Below are 17,268 nucleotides of genomic sequence, written 5' to 3' on the forward strand. Positions count from 1 at the left end.
TTGTTTGACATCAATAAATTTTGGCAACATTTTAATGAAGAAATGCGTGCACGCTTTAACGAGGTCGCATACAATGCTTGGTTTAAAAATACTAAGCCTATTTCTTATGACAAAAATACTCATGAATTAAAAATTGCCGTCCAAAATCCGGTAACCAAGGGTTATTGGGAAAAGAATCTAGCATCAGAGTTAATTCAATCTGCATACGGGTACGCTAATATTGAGGTAATTCCTGTTTTTCAAATTGAAGGCGACACTAGTAGCGAACGGATAGTAACCCCTAAGCCTCAAGCACAAATTACGCAAGATAGAATTCAACCCTCAAGCGATAATACATTTGTCCGTAACCTTAAGCTAAACGACAAATATACTTTTGATAATTTTGTTCAAGGTGAAGGAAACAAATTGGCTGCCGGTGCTGCCTTAGCAGTTGCCGATAGTCCAGGTAGTTTTTACAATCCTCTATTTATCTTTGGTGGCGTTGGTCTTGGTAAAACGCACTTGATGCAAGCGATTGGTCATCAAATGTTAGCTGAACGACCAAATGCGAAAGTCGTTTATATTCAAAGTGAAACCTTCGTCAACGATTTCATTAATTCGATCAAAAATAAGACGCAAGATCAATTTCGTGAGAAATATCGAACCTGCGACTTGTTGCTAGTTGATGATATTCAGTTTTTTGCTAAAAAAGAAGGTATTCAGGAAGAATTCTTCCATACATTCGAAACCTTATATAATGATCAAAAGCAAATTGTCATGACTAGTGACCGGTTACCAACCGAAATTCCTGATTTATCAGAAAGGCTGGTTTCACGGTTTACTTGGGGCTTACAAGTTGAAATCACGCCACCTGATTTGGAGACGCGAATTGCAATTTTACGCAAAAAAGCTGAAGCCGAAAACCTAACAATCGATGACAGTACACTTGACTATATTGCCTCTCAGGTTGACACCAACATTAGAGAACTCGAAGGAGCTCTAGTTAAAGTCCAAGCACACGCAACGATTGAACATGAAGACATCAATGTAAACTTAGCACGAGAAGCTTTAGCAGATTTGAAGTTAGTTCAAAAGAACCAGGGATTGCAAATTTCTAAAATTCAGGAAGTTGTTGCCAATTATTTCCAAACCTCAACTTATGAGTTGAAAGGTAAAAAGCGGGTCCGCCAAATAGTGGTACCGCGCCAAATTGCAATGTACCTTTCGCGAGAGCTAACCGATTCAAGTCTACCTAAAATAGGTCAAGAATTTGGTGGCAAAGATCATACGACTGTGATGCATGCCTGCGAAAAGATCAGTCGCGAAATTAAAACTGATTCTGATATTAAGACTGCAGTGTTCGATTTGAAGCAAATGCTTGACCACTAATTCAATAGTGAAATGTGGAAAACTTTTGCTTTTGTACACATTTTCTTAACCGTCACGATTACGTTATTTTAGGGCTGTTAATGTTTTTCAACAGAAAACACAGGACCTACTAATACTACTTAATTAAATATATAATTAATATAAATAAAACAGACACGAACTCAGGAGGTAACAAATGAAATTTACCGTAAACCGCAATCTCTTTGTCGACAATCTAAACAATGTAATGCATGCTATTTCTTCACGTGCAACAATTCCAATATTAAGCGGAATTAAACTTAACCTAACTGAAGATGAATTAATCCTAACTGGTAGTGATACTGATATTTCAATTGAAATTCATATTCCTGTTAGTGAAGACCTAACAGTTGAATCTACTGGATCAGTGGTTTTGCCTGCGCGCTTCTTCAGCGAAATTATTAGACGCTTACCTGGTAAGGAATTTTCTTTAGAAGTAAAAGAAAGTTTCCAAACCCAAATTATTTCTGAAAATAGTGAATTCATAATTAACGGTCTTGACGCAAATAACTATCCAAGATTACCGGAAATTGCTGACGAGTCCTCTTTTGTCATTTCTGGAAAAACATTCCGCGAAATTATTAATGAAACTCAGTTTGCTGTTGCTACTCAAGAAAGTCGTCTCGTCTTAACTGGAGTTCATTTCAACTTTAGTTCTGATAAAATTCATGCTGTTGCAACTGATTCACACCGTCTCTCGAGTCGTGCCTTAACTTTGGAAAACGGTCCGCAAGTTAAGACAGATTTGATTATCCCAGGAAAAAGTTTGCTAGAACTAGCTCGTATTATTGGTGAAACAGATCCAGAAATTAAAGTTTGCCCTGGTGAAAATCAAGTACTGTTTGAAATTGGCAACATTTTATTCTATTCACGCTTACTTGAGGGCAGCTACCCTGACACTGAGCGCTTAATTCCAACCGAAAGTACAACAACGGTTGAATTTGATTTGGCTGAATTATCCAGTGCGCTTGATCGAGCAAGTTTGCTGACACATGCTGGCCGGAATAACGTGGTTGATTTGACCCTAGACACTGAAAACCAAACTGCTAAATTGTCAGGTGAGTCCGCTGAAATTGGTAACGTTGAAGAAGATGTTAGCTTCAAAAAGCTTGAAGGTAATAACTTAAAGATCTCCTTCAACCCAGACTATTTACGTGACGCTTTGCGTGCATCTGTCACTGATGCAGTAGTAATGGACTTCACCCAACCATTACGTCCGTTTACTGTTAACCCAGATAAGGACGAAATTGATTTTGTCCAACTGATTACACCAGTTAGAACTTTCTAAGAAATTATTTAGGCAAAATAAAAAGAAAAAGTCATCGGTCGATGGCTTTTTCTTTGCCCATTTTTCCAAAAATAAGCCAAAAAGGCTGTTCTTTTATTTTTGGTGTCAACTGCCGTGATGTGTTTATTTGAGAAAAAAACGTTTCTAGGGCGTTATATTGCGTTTAAAGTTGTGTTTTGGGCCCCAAAAGCCTATACTAACTATAGTAATTAAAGTGATGAAGGTGGATATTATCAAGGAATTTAAGGTAAAGGGTGAGTATGTCACTCTTAGTCAATTTTTGAAGGAGGAAAGCATTATTTCCTCTGGTGGTCAGGCCAAATGGTATCTGCAAGATAATCCTGTGTTATTTAACGGGGAAAAAGAAAATCGACGTGGTAAAAAAATTAGACCCGGCGATCAGATTGAGGTTGACCACGAAACATATCAGTTTCGGTAATTTTAATGTATCTCAAGCATTTTATTGCGCAAAATTATCGCAATTTAGAACAGCTCGATGTTGATTTTGATCCTAATGTCAATATTTTTATTGGGCAAAATGCACAAGGAAAAACGAATCTACTTGAAGCAATCTATTTTTTAGCATTAACACGATCCCATAGGACGAGTAGTGATAAAGAGTTGATTGCTTTTGGCAAAGATTTTGCAAATATTTCTGGTCATGTATACAAGAGCCAGGTTGATGTCTCGTTGCGTGTTTTACTAAGCAAAAAAGGTAAAAAAGTCTGGATTAATCGAGTGGAACAGGCTAAGTTATCCAAATATGTCGGACAACTAAACGCCATTTTGTTTTCACCAGAAGATCTTGATTTAATCAAAGGTGCGCCTTCGTTAAGGCGCCGATTTATGGATCAAGAATTCGGTCAGATTAATGCGGAATATTTGTATTTTGCTGGTAAATATAAGCAAGTCTTACAGCAAAAAAACAATTACTTGAAGCAGTTAGCAAGTGGGGCTGCGCATGACACCTTGTTTTTGGATGTTTTGTCAGATCAACTTGCAGGAGTTGCAGCAGAAGTGATTGTGCGCAGATTCAAATTTTTGAAATTCTTGGATCATTACGCGCAAAACGCATACACGAGCATTAGTTCTAGCAATGAAAAACTTAAGATTAATTATCGACCTTCAGTTAGGGATATAACAGAGGACGATGATGTAGAAATTGTTTATCAAAAATTGCTTGCTAGTTTTCAGAAAAACAAGCAAATGGAGCTGCTTAAGAAGACAACTTTAAGTGGCCCACATCGGGATGACATCGAATTTGAATTGGATGGTAAGGATGCACATTTATACGGGTCTCAAGGACAGCAGCGTACGATTGCTTTGAGTGTTAAACTCGCTGAAATCCAGCTAGTTCACCATCTGACTAGTGAATATCCATTACTTTTACTTGACGATGTAATGAGCGAACTCGATCATAGCCGCCAAAGTGCCTTACTTAACTATATCCATGGTAAGACACAAACTTTTATTACAACAACAGATCTTGAGGGTATTTCCTGGGAAATAATCAAGAAGCCGAAGGTATACCGAATTAAATCTGGAAAGATTTATTTAGAAGAGGGGAAAATGAATGGCAGACAAGAATAACGAAGACCTCAATCAAATAAAAAAATATGAAAAAGAAGCCGATAAGTATAATGCCAGTCAGATTCAGGTCTTAGGTGGACTTGAAGCTGTTCGTAAGCGGCCCGGTATGTATATTGGCTCAACTAGCTCTCAAGGCCTTCATCACTTAGTTTGGGAGATAATTGATAACGGAATCGATGAAAGCTTAGCCGGTTTTGCGACTAAAATCGAAGTTACCATCAACGAAGATGGTAGTGTTACCGTTCAAGATGATGGACGTGGTATCCCGGTCGATATTGAAAAGAAGACTGGTCGTCCTGCGCTTGAAACTGTTTTTACAGTTCTTCATGCTGGTGGTAAATTCGGCGGTGGCGGATATAAGGTTTCTGGTGGTTTGCACGGTGTTGGTGCTTCAGTAGTTAACGCTTTATCTACAAAGCTTGATGTTACAACAATGCGTGATGGTAAAAAGTACTATATCGACTTTAACCATGGACGCGTAGACCATGAAATGAAAATGACTGGTTCGGTCCCACTTTCAGAGCATGGTACAATTGTTCATTTTTATCCAGATCCTGATATTTTCACCGAAACCACGTCTTTTGATGATCAAATCTTAAAGAATAGAATTCGTGAACTTGCCTTTTTAAACAAGGGTCTAAAATTAACCTTTACGGATAAACGTAAGGACAGTGCAGAAACAGATGTTTATCACTATGAAGGTGGTATTCAAGAATATGTTTCCTTTTTGAATCGCGACACAGAGGTTTTGTTTGATAAACCGATATATGTTGAAGGCGACTTTAATGATATTAACGTCGAAGTTTCGTTGCAATATACACAAGGCTATAAAACAACCTTAATGACCTTTGCTAACAATATTCACACCTATGAAGGTGGGATGCATGAAGCGGGCTTTAAGACAGCTTTAACCCGTGTAGTTAATGACTATGCGCACAAGACTAAGTTGCTAAAAGATAATGATGATAACTTGTCAGGTGAGGACATTCGTGAAGGGATGACAGCGATTGTTTCAGTTAAGCACCCGAATCCGCAATTTGAGGGTCAAACCAAGACTAAGCTTGGTAACTCAGATGCTAGAACAGCTGTAGACCGTGCTTTTTCAGAAACATTCACCTCGTTTTTGATGGAAAATCCGCAGGTAGGACGCAAGATTGTTGAAAAAGCGCAATTAGCTGAAAGAGCCAGAACTGCTGCCAAAAGGGCACGTGAAGTTACGAGAAAGAAATCTGGACTGGAAATTGCTAATTTACCTGGTAAGTTAGCAGATAACACTAGTAACGATCCAAGTATTTCAGAATTATTTATCGTTGAGGGTAACTCAGCCGGTGGTTCTGCAAAGCAAGGTCGCTCTCGTTTGACACAAGCTATTTTGCCAATTCGAGGAAAAATATTAAACGTTGAAAAAGCTTCAATGGACCGAATTTTGGCTAACGAAGAAATTCGGTCACTGTTTACCGCTTTGGGAACAGGTTTTGGTGCCGATTTTGACGTTTCAAAGGCTCGTTATCACAAGTTAATCATCATGACGGATGCCGATGTCGATGGTGCACACATTAGAACCCTATTGTTAACGCTGTTTTACAACTACATGCGTCCAATGATTGATAAGGGCTATGTTTATATTGCACGTCCGCCTCTATATCAAGTTCGTCAGGGTAAGGTGATTAAGTATCTTGATACTGATGAAGAATTGCACGACTACTTGGGTAGTTTGCAACCTAGTCCAAAACCAATCGTTCAACGGTACAAGGGATTGGGTGAAATGGATGCTGAACAGTTGTGGGATACAACAATGAATCCTGAAAATAGACGTCTTGATCGTGTTAGCCCAGAATATGCCAAAAACGTTGATGAAGTTTTTGAACTTTTGATGGGTAATGAAGTTGCACCAAGACGAAGCTTTATTGAGAATAATGCTAAATATGTTGAGAATTTGGATGCTTAGGAGGTTTAAATGGATAACGACAATCAAAGTCAAGATCACAGAATTAGAAATGTCGATTTGACCAATGTGATGAACAGTTCGTTTTTGGACTATGCGATGTCAGTTATTGTGGCTCGGGCCTTGCCTGATGTGCGCGATGGCTTGAAGCCGGTTCAACGTCGTATTCTTTATGGAATGAGCGAACTGGGCGTTACACCAGATAAACCATTTAAGAAATCTGCCAGAATTGTTGGAGAAGTTATGGGTAAGTTCCACCCGCACGGAGACTCCTCAATTTACTTGGCTATGGCACATATGGCTCAGGACTTCAGTTACCGGTACATGTTGGTTGATGGCCACGGTAACTTTGGTTCTGTCGACGGTGATGAACCAGCCGCAATGCGTTATACCGAGGCGCGGATGAGTAAAATTGCCGTTGAAATGTTGCGCGATATCAACAAAAATACGGTTGATTGGCAACGTAACTATGATGATTCAGAAAATGAGCCGGTTGTTTTACCAGCCAGAATTCCTAATCTTTTAGTCAACGGAACCAGTGGAATTGCTGTCGGAATGACAACTAACATTCCACCACATAATCTTGCCGAAGTTATTCAAGGCATTCATATGCTGATGGATAATCCAGATGTTTCAACTAAAGAACTGATGAAGGCAATTCCAGGTCCAGATTTCCCAACTGGTGGTACCATTATGGGCCGTGGTGGAATTTACCGTGCCTATGAATCAGGACGAGGCAACATTGTTGTTAGAGCAAATACAACAATTGAAACTGAAAAAAGTGGTCGTGAACGAATTGTTGTAACCGAAATTCCTTACTTGGTAAATAAGGCTGAATTGGTTAAAAAAATTGCTGATCTAGCTCGTTCTAAGACAATAGATGGGATTACCGGTGTTCGTGATGAATCCGACCAGTCTGGGATGAGAATCACAATCGACGTTCGCCGTGATGCTAGTGCAAGTGTTATCTTGAACAATTTATTTAAGCTAACTCAAATGCAGGCTAACTTTGGAATGAACATGGTTGCAATCGTTGATGGTGCTCCTCATTTCCTTAGTCTTAAAGAGATGCTGCAATACTACTTGAAGCATCAAGAAGACGTTGTTACACGCAGAACTAAGTTTGACTTAGCTAAGGCTGAAGCAAGAGCACACATTCTAGAAGGCTTGAAGATTGCTCTTGACCATATTGATGAAATTGTTCATATTATTCGGCAAAGTGAATCAAGTGATATTGCTAAGGCTGCTTTAATTAGTCGTTTCGGCCTAGACGACAAGCAATCACAAGCTATTTTGGATATGCGTCTGGTTCGTTTGACTGGATTAGAACGTGACAAAGTTGAAGCTGAATACAACGAATTAAAGGTTAAGATTGACGATTACAAGGACATCTTAGCTAAGCCAGAGCGAATTAACGAAATCATCTATGAAGAACTGCTTGATATTGAAAAACGGTTTGGTGATGAGCGCCGGACCAAGATCGGTGAAGGTGAAGTTATTTCAATTGAAGATGAAGATCTAATTGAAAAACAAGACGTTTTATTAACTTTGACACACAGCGGCTACATCAAACGGATGTTAATTAACGAATTTAAGACACAAAACCGTGGTGGTAAAGGCATTAAAGGAATGGGGGTTAAGGACGGCGACTTTATTGAAAAGTTGATCTACTCAAGTACTCACGATATGCTTTTATTCTTTACCAATAAGGGAAAGGTCTACTCGAAGAAAGCCTACGAAATTCCTGAATTTGGTCGAACAGCGAAGGGCTTACCAATCGTTAACTTACTTCAACTTGAAAAAGGCGAGAAGATCCAGACCATTATCAATGTTGCAGAAGATGCCAATGATCAATACCTCTTCTTCATTACCAAGATGGGAACAGTAAAGCGCACTAGTGTTAGTGAATTTGCTAATATTAGAAATAGCGGTTTAATTGCGTTAACCTTGCGTGATGGGGATGAATTGAGTAATGTTTTGACAACTGATGGCAAACAAGATGTCTTGATTGGAACCCATCTAGGCTATGCTGTTCGCTTCAACGAGTCAGCGGTTCGTTCAATGGGTCGAACTGCTGCTGGTGTACGCGGAATTAACTTACGTGAAAATGATTATGTTGTTGGTTCTGGTGTTGTTAAGGATAGCGATGAAGTTCTTGTTATTTCTGAAAAAGGTTATGGTAAACGCACCTCAGCTAGTGAATATCCAACTAAAGGGCGTGGTGGTAAAGGAATTAAGACCGCTAACGTTACGGAAAAGAATGGACCACTCTCTGGTGTAACTGTAATCGATGGAACACAAGATATCATGGTCATTACGGATGATGGAATCATGATTCGTTTCAAGGTTGATAATGTTTCTCAAACTGGTCGTAGCACAATTGGTGTTCGCTTAATTAAGGTTGGCGATGACAGTAAAGTAGCTAGTCTTGCTGTTGTTCCAGCAGAAGCAGATCAAGAAGTTGGCGATGCAGAAGAAACTGAAACACCATCTGAAGAAAATAATTAATAAAAACAAATAAAAATTATCAGACTGTTTTACGTATTTACTGTTATGAGAATAAAAAAATTCTCAGAGGATCACGTGAAGATAGTTTGGTAATTTTTTGTTTCTGTGCTAGAATTAGAGATTGCGAGTAATAAAAAAGAATTACTCCTTGTTCTTGATTTTTAGCAAGAACCATTTAGTCCAAAAGGAGGTGCACTAGTAATGACAACTACTAAGTATGAAATAACTTACATTATCAAGCCTGATATTGATGAAGAATCAAAGAAAGCTTTAGTTGAAAACTATGATAAGGTTATTGCCGATAACGGTGGTACGATGGTTGAGTCAAAAGACTGGGAAAAGCGTCATTTCGCATATGAAATCAATAAATATCGTGAGGGAATCTATCACATTATGACTTTCACTGCAGAAAACGCTGACGCAGTTAATGAGTTTGACCGTTTGTCTAAGATTGACTCTGCTGTTTTACGTTCAATGACTGTTAAAGTTGGATAATAAAACAAAAACTTTATCGTTTTCGTGATTTAGGAAAGGAAGGACCTGAAGTATGATTAATCGAGTTGTACTTGTTGGCCGTTTAACACGTGATCCTGAATTACGTACTACTGGGAGTGGAATCTCGGTTGCTACGTTTACTCTTGCCGTTGATCGTCAATATACTAACGCTCAAGGTGAGAGAGGTGCGGATTTTATCAGCTGTGTCATTTGGAGAAAATCAGCAGAAAACTTCTGTAATTTTACATCTAAAGGTTCACTTGTTGGTATTGATGGCCGAATTCAAACCAGAAGTTACGATAATAAAGATGGGCAAAGAGTATATGTAACAGAAGTTGTCGTAGACAACTTTGCATTGCTTGAATCACGCAAAGATCGTGAAGCCCGTGGTCAAAATGGTGGATTTGCACCAACTGACAACGGAAACTTTGGTAATCCAAATACCAATAATCCGCAAAATATGGGAACATCTAATCAGAACAACCCAGTAGGTAATCAACCAGATTCTATGCAGGATCCGTTTGCTGGCTCGGGTGATACAATTGATATCTCTGATGATGATCTTCCATTCTAATTTCTAAGAAAGGACCGAGGATATGGCTCAACAAAGAAGAGGTGGCGGCCACCGTCGTCGTAAGGTTGACTTTATCGCAGCCAACCACATTGATTACGTTGACTACAAGGACGTTGATCTGTTGAAACGTTTTATCTCTGAAAGAGGTAAAATCTTACCACGTCGTGTCACTGGCACCAGCGCTAAGAACCAACGTAAGGTAGCTAAGGCAATCGAAAGAGCTCGCATTATGGGCTTGTTGCCATTCGTTACTGAAGACTAAAACAAATAGTTTTGAACCCTTTAACCAGATTAAGTTTTGGCTAGAGGGTTTTTTAATGCTTAAAAAATCGAAAAGTCTCAGAAGCTTAGTGTTTTTGAGACTTTTATATTTTAAAAATTAATTAATAATAAAAAATATATTAGTAAAAAAGAAAGCATACGATAAAATGAACCTTAAGTACTGTCGTATAAGCTATCATCATGTGGTAATGCAGCACGTACATAGTACCTCAAGGTATCAGCCACAGGGTTAATCTTATTACTAGGATGTATATTAACGTTCTATCTAAGTAATTGTAAGCGTAGTTGATTACCTGTCAGCTATGCTTATTTTTTATGGAGATTCTTATGAAAAAAATAGTTCTTGCCTGTCTAGCTATTGTTAACATTTTAACTTACATGATAGTTATTAATTTCTATCAATCACGTGATTATGACCAGATAGCTAAAATGGGAGAAACAAGTGATTCTTTTCAAATATACTTGCAAGATAGTTCAGTTAATCCTGACAGTCAGATTAGCTTTTTTAAAGAACTTTCTCGGAAGTACGATATATCTGTTATTTTGACTACTAGGGAACAAAATAATGTAGTTGAAAAATCAGTGATTGCTAGTCCTACTTCCTTTCCAGCTGCTTCTTTTCGATTAGATAAAGTTGATTTACAAAATGATCAAGACTTCTATGCAAGTTTCAAAACTAGCAGTACTAAGCAAAAAGGGAAAATTCCTGTTTTTGTTAAGGGTAACAAGATTGTCTTACAAAGTATGACACGATACTTTAAGAACAAAAAAACAGTCGATGGAGTCTACACGATTATTCCGGGAAAATCTAATCGAAAAGAACTTCTTAAGCAATTTTCTCAATTTTACGGAGTTTCACGTGATCAACTCCTAAAACAAACAATAGGACGAAAACAAGTATATTTTACAAGGGAAATCTGGGTTTTAAGTTTCATTTTTGTTTTAGCAAGTCTAGTCTTTATTCTAGTTAACGTTTATTACCCGATTTCACAATCAAGTTCAATTGGGATTAAAAAATTGAATGGCTGGAAAAACAAGGACATTTTTCTAGCAATGATCAAGCAAGGGATAATAATGATTGTTGTAACATCAATCATTATTAATCTTACAACTCTTCTGATTTTTTCATACCGACCAAATGGCTTTATTTTGACGTGTATTCTAGTGCAAGCACTAATTTTATTCCTGTATTTATTAGCTAATTCTGTTACTTATTTAATAATTAAACGTATATCTATCGGGGATTTATTAAAAGGAAAGTTTCATTTTGGTTACGGTATCAGTCTTGCCTTGATAATAAAAATCTTGATGACCGTTGTTTCAGCATTCTTGTTGATTAATATGTCAACGGAGATTAGCGACGCTGTGGCAAGCTACCAGTTACAACAGGAATGGGCTAAAGAAGGCAAACTAAAAACTGTTAATAGTGTTGGCCCGGTATTTATTACTGATGAAAAAGAGACAACTAAAACGATGGCTGCTTGGTTTAGTAAAATGGCTCAGAACAAGGGCGTTTATTATGTAGAAAGTGGTTCTTACTCAACCAAAAATGTTTTACCAAAAAATGAAGCAAATAAGAAACCGGAACAAAAATACGATTTGATGTCAGTCAACCGCAACTTTATTAGAGCAAAATTGCCAGAATTAAAAAGATATTTAGATGCGACTCAGCATGCTTTTCTTGTTCCTTCTAAGTATCAAAAACATCCGCAAGAAATAAAATATTTTCTTCAAAATTACAGCTATAACAATCTAAGCAGTGCTCAACAGGGCAAAATAAACCCTCAACAACTTAAGATAAAGATTAAGTATTACCATGAAGATGTACAGCCAATCACTTATAATGTTCGGCTAAAAAAGAGTTTTACTAATCCAATTATTGAGGTTGTTGAGGACCATAATTTGACTTTCTGGCAATCAATAGCCCTAAGTAATACAGATAAGACGAGTCCAATTAAGATTGAAGACACCCCTCAAACTAGTGAGTTATTAAAAAAGACAAGCAAAGAGCCGCAGGTCAAACGACTGCAGATGAAGTTTGTGTCTCTAAATCAGATTTTGGCAACTAGTTCGGATTCTGCTTACAAAGGCTTGCAAGTAGTTATCGTTGTCTTACTTATTATTTTTGTTATTAACTTGTTTGCGACTATCTTTTTACTTCTTTATGTAATTTCTAATCAGCAAAAGAAGCTATCAGTTCTGCGCCTGTTGGGCTATCGCAAATTTGACCGTTATCGAGCAGAAACATTGATTCTGCTTGGTCTAGGACTAGGTGAAGTAATTACATTAATTTGTTTTAAAGTATCACTAATTCCAATACTTTTAGCAGTTTTAATGATGCTAGCGGACTTATTAGTATTTAGCTTAGTGGTCCAGCATGTGGAAGCGCGTGACTTGTCGTTCTTACTTAAAGGAGGTTTATCATGATCGAATTGAAAAATATCACTAAAAAATTTGAAAACAAAACGGTGTTTGCTAGTTTTAATTTGCAGATTGACCAGAATGAGATGGTCGCAATTATAGGTCCAAGTGGTTCTGGCAAAAGCACATTGCTCAATATTTTAGGACTAATTGATAAAGTTGATGATGGTGATTATCAATTTGAGCAGTATACCAACATTAAGCCTAATAGTAGGTTAGCTCAAAAGATTATCAGGGAAAAAATTAGCTACCTTTTCCAAAATTTTGCCTTAATTGAAGAAGATACGGTCTTACAAAATTTGCTCTTAGCATTAAAGTACGTCAAGAAAAGTAAAAAAGAGAAAACGGAAATCATTACCGCTGCACTCCAAAAAGTAGGACTATCAGAATACTTGAACAGTAAAATTTATGAACTATCAGGTGGTCAGCAACAAAGAATAGCTGTTGCAAGAGCAATCATTAAACCAAGTGAACTGGTATTAGCAGACGAGCCGACTGGTTCTTTGGATAGTAAAAATCGTGATGAAATTATCAAGCTCCTCCTCGAACTTAATGATGCTGGTAAAACAGTTATCGTTGTTACTCACGATAGTCATGTTGCCGAAAAGTGCCATCGGGTACTAGAGCTTAAGTAATTGGACATAGTAAGGTCAAACAACAAATACGGAAAGTTTAACTTTCCGTATTTTGCTATATGCAATCATCTAGAAGAACGAGGCAAAGGTTTCTTATCAAGTAAAACCAAGGTATAATAATACTGATGTACTATACATTAATTTAGGAAGGATCTTACATGAAAGATTTTTTACGTAAGCTTGAATTTCCTGCTTTTATTAAAGATTCGCGCTTAACGGCTGCGGTTGTGATTATCCTCGCCTTGTCTTTTTTGGGCAGTATCGTGGCAATGATCATGAATCCGTTATTTGGACTGGCGATGGTAGTGATTTTTATTCTAACTGTTGTCTGCATCGTTTATGGCGCTTATATCCTCGCTGGTAATGCCAATAACTTTGCTGTCAGCTTGTCCTATCGAATTAAGCGTAGTGAACAAGAGGCAATGATTAAAATGCCGCTTGGAATTTTGCTTTATGACAAAGACAGGCAGATTCAGTGGGTAAATCCCTATTTACAGCTTTATTTAAAAGATGATGACTTAATTGGACATACGATTAAGTCCGTTGATCCAGATTTAGACAAATTAATCGATGATTCTTTAAAAGCCAAAACTGCAGAAAACCAAGTTGTTAATTGGGACAATCACCAGTTTGAAATGGTTGTTCAAGACAATCTTGGGGTTATTTATTTATTAGACATAACACGCTACGCCAAAATTGAGCAAAAATATAATAACGAATTGCTAGCAGTTGGACAGATTTTTATTGATAACTACGATGAATTAAGTGAAACGATGCATGATCAAGAGCTGACAACCACAAGCTCTTATGTGCAAAATACACTAAGTGATTATGCTAAAAAATATCATGCCTACCTCAAGCGAATTGATGAAGATCATTTCTTGCTTTTACTACATACGCAAGATTTAACGCAAATGGAACAAGACAAGTTCTCAGTTCTTGATAAACTTCGTTTAGAGACTAGTCGTAACAATACTCCGTTAACATTATCAATCGGGATTGCTTATGGTAGTAGCTTAATAACTGAGCTAGCCGATCAGGCACAGTCAAACCTTGATTTAGCTCTTGGCCGTGGTGGTGACCAGGTAGTTTTGAGTCAGCCAGGTAGTGCCGCTAAATTCTATGGTGGCAAGTCAAATCCAATGGAGAAGCGAACTAGGGTCAGAGCACGGATGGTTTCCCAGGCAATTAGTGAGCTTTTCAAGGAGGCTGATCGGGTTTTCGTTGTGGGACATGCTAACCCAGATATGGACTCTGTTGGTAGTGGAATCGGCGTTGTTAAAATTGCGCGTCTACATGATGTCAAAGCTAATTTTGTTCTAGATGTTAATAAAACTAATTATGATGTGGGTCGGTTAGTTGCCAAAATGCAACAAACCCAAGATGATCAAGAAATGTTTATTTCACCAGAAACAGCCTTAGAAAGCCTGACCGACAAATCTATGCTAGTTATGGTTGATCACTCAAAATACTCAATTACATATTCAAAAGAGCTATATGATCGCTTAAGGAACCGGATTATTGTTATTGATCACCACCGTCGCGGCGAAGAATTTCCTGAAAATCCAATGTTAACTTATGTTGAGCCGTATGCTTCATCTGCCTGTGAACTGGTTACTGAAATGGTAGAATACCAACAGCCTAATTCCGGCCAGCGAGTATTGACTGATATTGAAGCAACTGCAATGCTTGCGGGAATTACGGTTGATTCACGTGAATTTTCGTTACGTACAGGTACAAGAACCTTCGACGCTGCGAGTTATTTACGCTCAATTGGAGCTAGTTCAGTTGGTGTAAGTGAATTATTGAAAGAAGACATTGATAGTTTCTTGCAGCGGACACGGCTAGTCAGCAGTCTAAAAATGATTGGACCAAAAATGGCAGTTTTGTGCGGGGATGATAACAAAATTGTTGATCCTGTCATCACGGCGCAAGCAGCTGATACTGCATTAGACTTAGAAAATGTTGAAGCTAGTTTTGCAATAACTCGCCGTGCCAAAGACATGATTGGTATTTCTGCACGTTCAATGGGCGACATTAATGTACAAGTAATCATGGAAAAATTAGGCGGCGGCGGACACTTGTCCAATGCGGCAACACAAATTAAAAATGTCACTGTACAAGAAGCACTTGAAAAGTTACTCGATGCAGTTGATACTTATGAGAAAGAAAATGAATAAAGGAGAGCAGAAAAATGAAAGTTATTTTTACTAAAGACGTCAAAGGCCGTGGAAAACGCGGAGAAGTTAAAGATGTTCCAGATGGCTATGCTCAAAACTTTTTATTAAAGCGCGGCTTAGCTAAGGCAGCTAATAAAGCCAATATGCATACTTTAGAACGCGTTGAAGCCAATGAAAAAGCTGCTTACGAAAGTGAAAAGGCTGAAGCTGAAAAGGTTAAGGCTGTTCTTGATAAAGACGAAACTGTCGTTAATTTCAAGTCAAAAGCTGGTGCCGATTCACGGTTATTCGGTTCAATTTCTAGCAAGAAAATTGTTGAAGGCTTAGAACAACAATTTGGTGTTAAGGTCGACAAACGCAAATTAGTCCTTCCTGAGCCGATTAAAACTTTAGGCTACACAAATGTACCTGTTAAACTTTTTAAAGGCGTAGAAGGCAAAATTCGCGTTCACATCACAGAACAAGACTAAAGCACTCATTAAATTAATTAAAGAAGTGGTCATGATTAATGGATAATATTGTCTCACAACAAATACCGCATGATGATGAAGCTGAAAAAGCGGTTTTAGGTGCAATTTTTATTGATCCTGATGCAATTGCGGATGCAAGCTCTGAAGTTCAGCCGAATGATTTTTATAAAAAAGCAAATCAGCTAATCTTTCAGGCAATGCTGGATCTTTCGGATCGCGGTGATGCAATTGATCCGTTAACCTTGCAGGATGAATTAACAAAGAAAAATCAATTAGATGACATTGGTGGGATTGCTTATGTTTCAGAACTAGCAATTGCAACCCCAACAGCAGCACACGTTAGCTACTATGCCAAAATTGTGCATCGAAAGGCCCTCTTACGGCGCTTGATTTCTGCTAGTCAAAAGATCATTTCTAACGCGATGCAGGATTCGGATGATGTCACTGATATTTTAGATGACGCCGAAAGTGAGATTATGAATGTCTCCTCCGAAAACAACGCAAATGGTTTTCGAGAAATCAAGGACATTGTCAATGCTGCAATTGAGGAAATTAATAATATTCCTGAAGATGGGTCGATGGTTACGGGCTTGCCCACAGGCTTTATTGAGCTAGATAAAATGACAACAGGTTTTCACGCTGATGAGTTAATTATTCTTGCCGCTCGGCCGGGTGTTGGTAAAACTGCTTTTGCAATGAATGTGGCCCAATATGTCGGCCTTCATACTGACAAAACAGTCGCCGTCTTTTCACTAGAAATGAGTGGCGAGCAGCTGGTACAGAGAATGCTTGCTTCAGAAGGATTAATTAATTCGCAACACCTGCGGACAGGGCAGCTTGATGAGGAAGAATGGCGCAAGTTGATTGTTGCTTCTGGTTCACTGGCTAATGCCAGCATCTACATTGACGATACACCCGGAATTAAGATGAGTGAAATTAGGGCGCAAGCACGCCGTCTTGCCAAAGAAAAAGGAAATCTTGGCTTAATTGTAATTGACTACTTACAGCTAATTGAAGGACCGCGTAGTGAATCGCGTCAACAAGAAGTTTCTGCAATTTCACGTCAATTGAAAAAATTGGCTAAAGAATTGCACGTTCCTGTAATTGCACTATCACAATTATCACGTTCTGTTGAACAGCGTCAGGATAAAAGGCCTGTTTTATCAGATATTCGTGAATCTGGATCTATTGAGCAGGATGCTGATATTGTTTCATTTTTATACCGGGATGATTATTACCGCGAAGAAAATGAGGAAGGCAGTAGTGAAGATTATGAAGAAGTCGGAGCTGAGGATGACAATGGTGAAGTTGAAGTAATCATTGAGAAAAACCGGTCAGGTAGTCGTGGCACGATTAAATTGATGTTCTCTAAGCCTTATAATCGCTTTTCCAACTTGGATTATAGTCATGATCAACCGGGATAGTACTAAATAATATAAGCTATGAACTATTCATTAATAGTTCATGGCTTTTTTGTTAGCAAAAAATAAAGCT

Annotated in this window: 14 protein-coding genes; all 14 read left to right on the forward strand. The window is 38.1% G+C overall.

Features of this window, described 5'->3' with window-relative positions:
- Positions 1 to 1,368, forward strand: a 1,368-nt coding sequence (dnaA, locus tag F5ESL0263_RS00005) for a chromosomal replication initiator protein DnaA (protein ID WP_233558433.1), incomplete at its 5' end; no start/stop codon positions are given.
- 175 nt (positions 1,369 to 1,543) lie between these two features.
- Entirely contained in the window at positions 1,544 to 2,674 is a 1,131-nt protein-coding gene (dnaN, locus tag F5ESL0263_RS00010) for a DNA polymerase III subunit beta (protein ID WP_122033893.1), read from the forward strand.
- A gap of 217 nt (positions 2,675 to 2,891) precedes the next feature.
- Positions 2,892 to 3,113: a S4 domain-containing protein YaaA gene (yaaA, locus tag F5ESL0263_RS00015; protein ID WP_122034011.1), complete on the forward strand. Its 222-nt coding sequence runs from the start codon at positions 2,892 to 2,894 to the stop codon at positions 3,111 to 3,113.
- A gap of 5 nt (positions 3,114 to 3,118) precedes the next feature.
- A complete protein-coding gene (gene recF / locus F5ESL0263_RS00020) occupies positions 3,119 to 4,264 on the forward strand; it encodes a DNA replication/repair protein RecF (protein ID WP_122033895.1) in 1,146 nt (381 codons plus the stop codon).
- Positions 4,248 to 6,212, forward strand: coding sequence for a DNA topoisomerase (ATP-hydrolyzing) subunit B (gyrB, locus tag F5ESL0263_RS00025; protein ID WP_122033897.1), 1,965 nt, complete (start codon positions 4,248 to 4,250; stop codon positions 6,210 to 6,212). The genes recF and gyrB overlap by 17 nt, the downstream gene beginning before the upstream one ends.
- Positions 6,213 to 6,221: 9 nt before the next feature.
- Positions 6,222 to 8,717, forward strand: coding sequence for a DNA gyrase subunit A (gene gyrA, locus F5ESL0263_RS00030; RefSeq protein WP_122033899.1), 2,496 nt, complete (start codon positions 6,222 to 6,224; stop codon positions 8,715 to 8,717).
- 201 nt (positions 8,718 to 8,918) lie between these two features.
- Positions 8,919 to 9,212, forward strand: coding sequence for a 30S ribosomal protein S6 (gene rpsF / locus F5ESL0263_RS00035; protein ID WP_046305694.1), 294 nt, complete (start codon positions 8,919 to 8,921; stop codon positions 9,210 to 9,212).
- A 52-nt stretch (positions 9,213 to 9,264) separates the two neighbouring features.
- Positions 9,265 to 9,786 carry a single-stranded DNA-binding protein gene (gene ssb / locus F5ESL0263_RS00040; RefSeq protein ID WP_046305696.1) on the forward strand — a complete coding sequence of 174 codons (522 nt, stop codon included), beginning with the start codon at positions 9,265 to 9,267 and terminating at the stop codon, positions 9,784 to 9,786.
- A gap of 22 nt (positions 9,787 to 9,808) precedes the next feature.
- Positions 9,809 to 10,048 (forward strand): 30S ribosomal protein S18, encoded by a 240-nt coding sequence (rpsR, locus tag F5ESL0263_RS00045; RefSeq protein ID WP_046305698.1) that lies wholly within the window; start codon positions 9,809 to 9,811, stop codon positions 10,046 to 10,048.
- A gap of 347 nt (positions 10,049 to 10,395) precedes the next feature.
- Positions 10,396 to 12,495 (forward strand): hypothetical protein, encoded by a 2,100-nt coding sequence (locus F5ESL0263_RS00050; RefSeq protein WP_122033901.1) that lies wholly within the window; start codon positions 10,396 to 10,398, stop codon positions 12,493 to 12,495.
- Positions 12,492 to 13,124: an ABC transporter ATP-binding protein gene (locus F5ESL0263_RS00055; RefSeq protein ID WP_122033902.1), complete on the forward strand. Its 633-nt coding sequence runs from the start codon at positions 12,492 to 12,494 to the stop codon at positions 13,122 to 13,124. Before F5ESL0263_RS00050 ends, F5ESL0263_RS00055 begins: the two co-directional genes overlap by 4 nt.
- A 158-nt stretch (positions 13,125 to 13,282) precedes the next feature.
- Positions 13,283 to 15,304, forward strand: coding sequence for a DHH family phosphoesterase (locus F5ESL0263_RS00060; protein WP_122033904.1), 2,022 nt, complete (start codon positions 13,283 to 13,285; stop codon positions 15,302 to 15,304).
- A gap of 14 nt (positions 15,305 to 15,318) precedes the next feature.
- Positions 15,319 to 15,774: a 50S ribosomal protein L9 gene (rplI, locus tag F5ESL0263_RS00065; RefSeq protein ID WP_046305720.1), complete on the forward strand. Its 456-nt coding sequence runs from the start codon at positions 15,319 to 15,321 to the stop codon at positions 15,772 to 15,774.
- A 38-nt stretch (positions 15,775 to 15,812) separates the two neighbouring features.
- On the forward strand, positions 15,813 to 17,198 hold the full coding sequence (dnaB, locus tag F5ESL0263_RS00070; protein ID WP_122033905.1) for a replicative DNA helicase: 1,386 nt from the start codon (positions 15,813 to 15,815) through the stop codon (positions 17,196 to 17,198).
- Positions 17,199 to 17,268 lie beyond the last annotated feature (70 nt).

This window comes from Lactobacillus sp. ESL0263, assembly GCF_003692845.1.
GTDB lineage: Bacteria > Bacillota > Bacilli > Lactobacillales > Lactobacillaceae > Lactobacillus > Lactobacillus apis.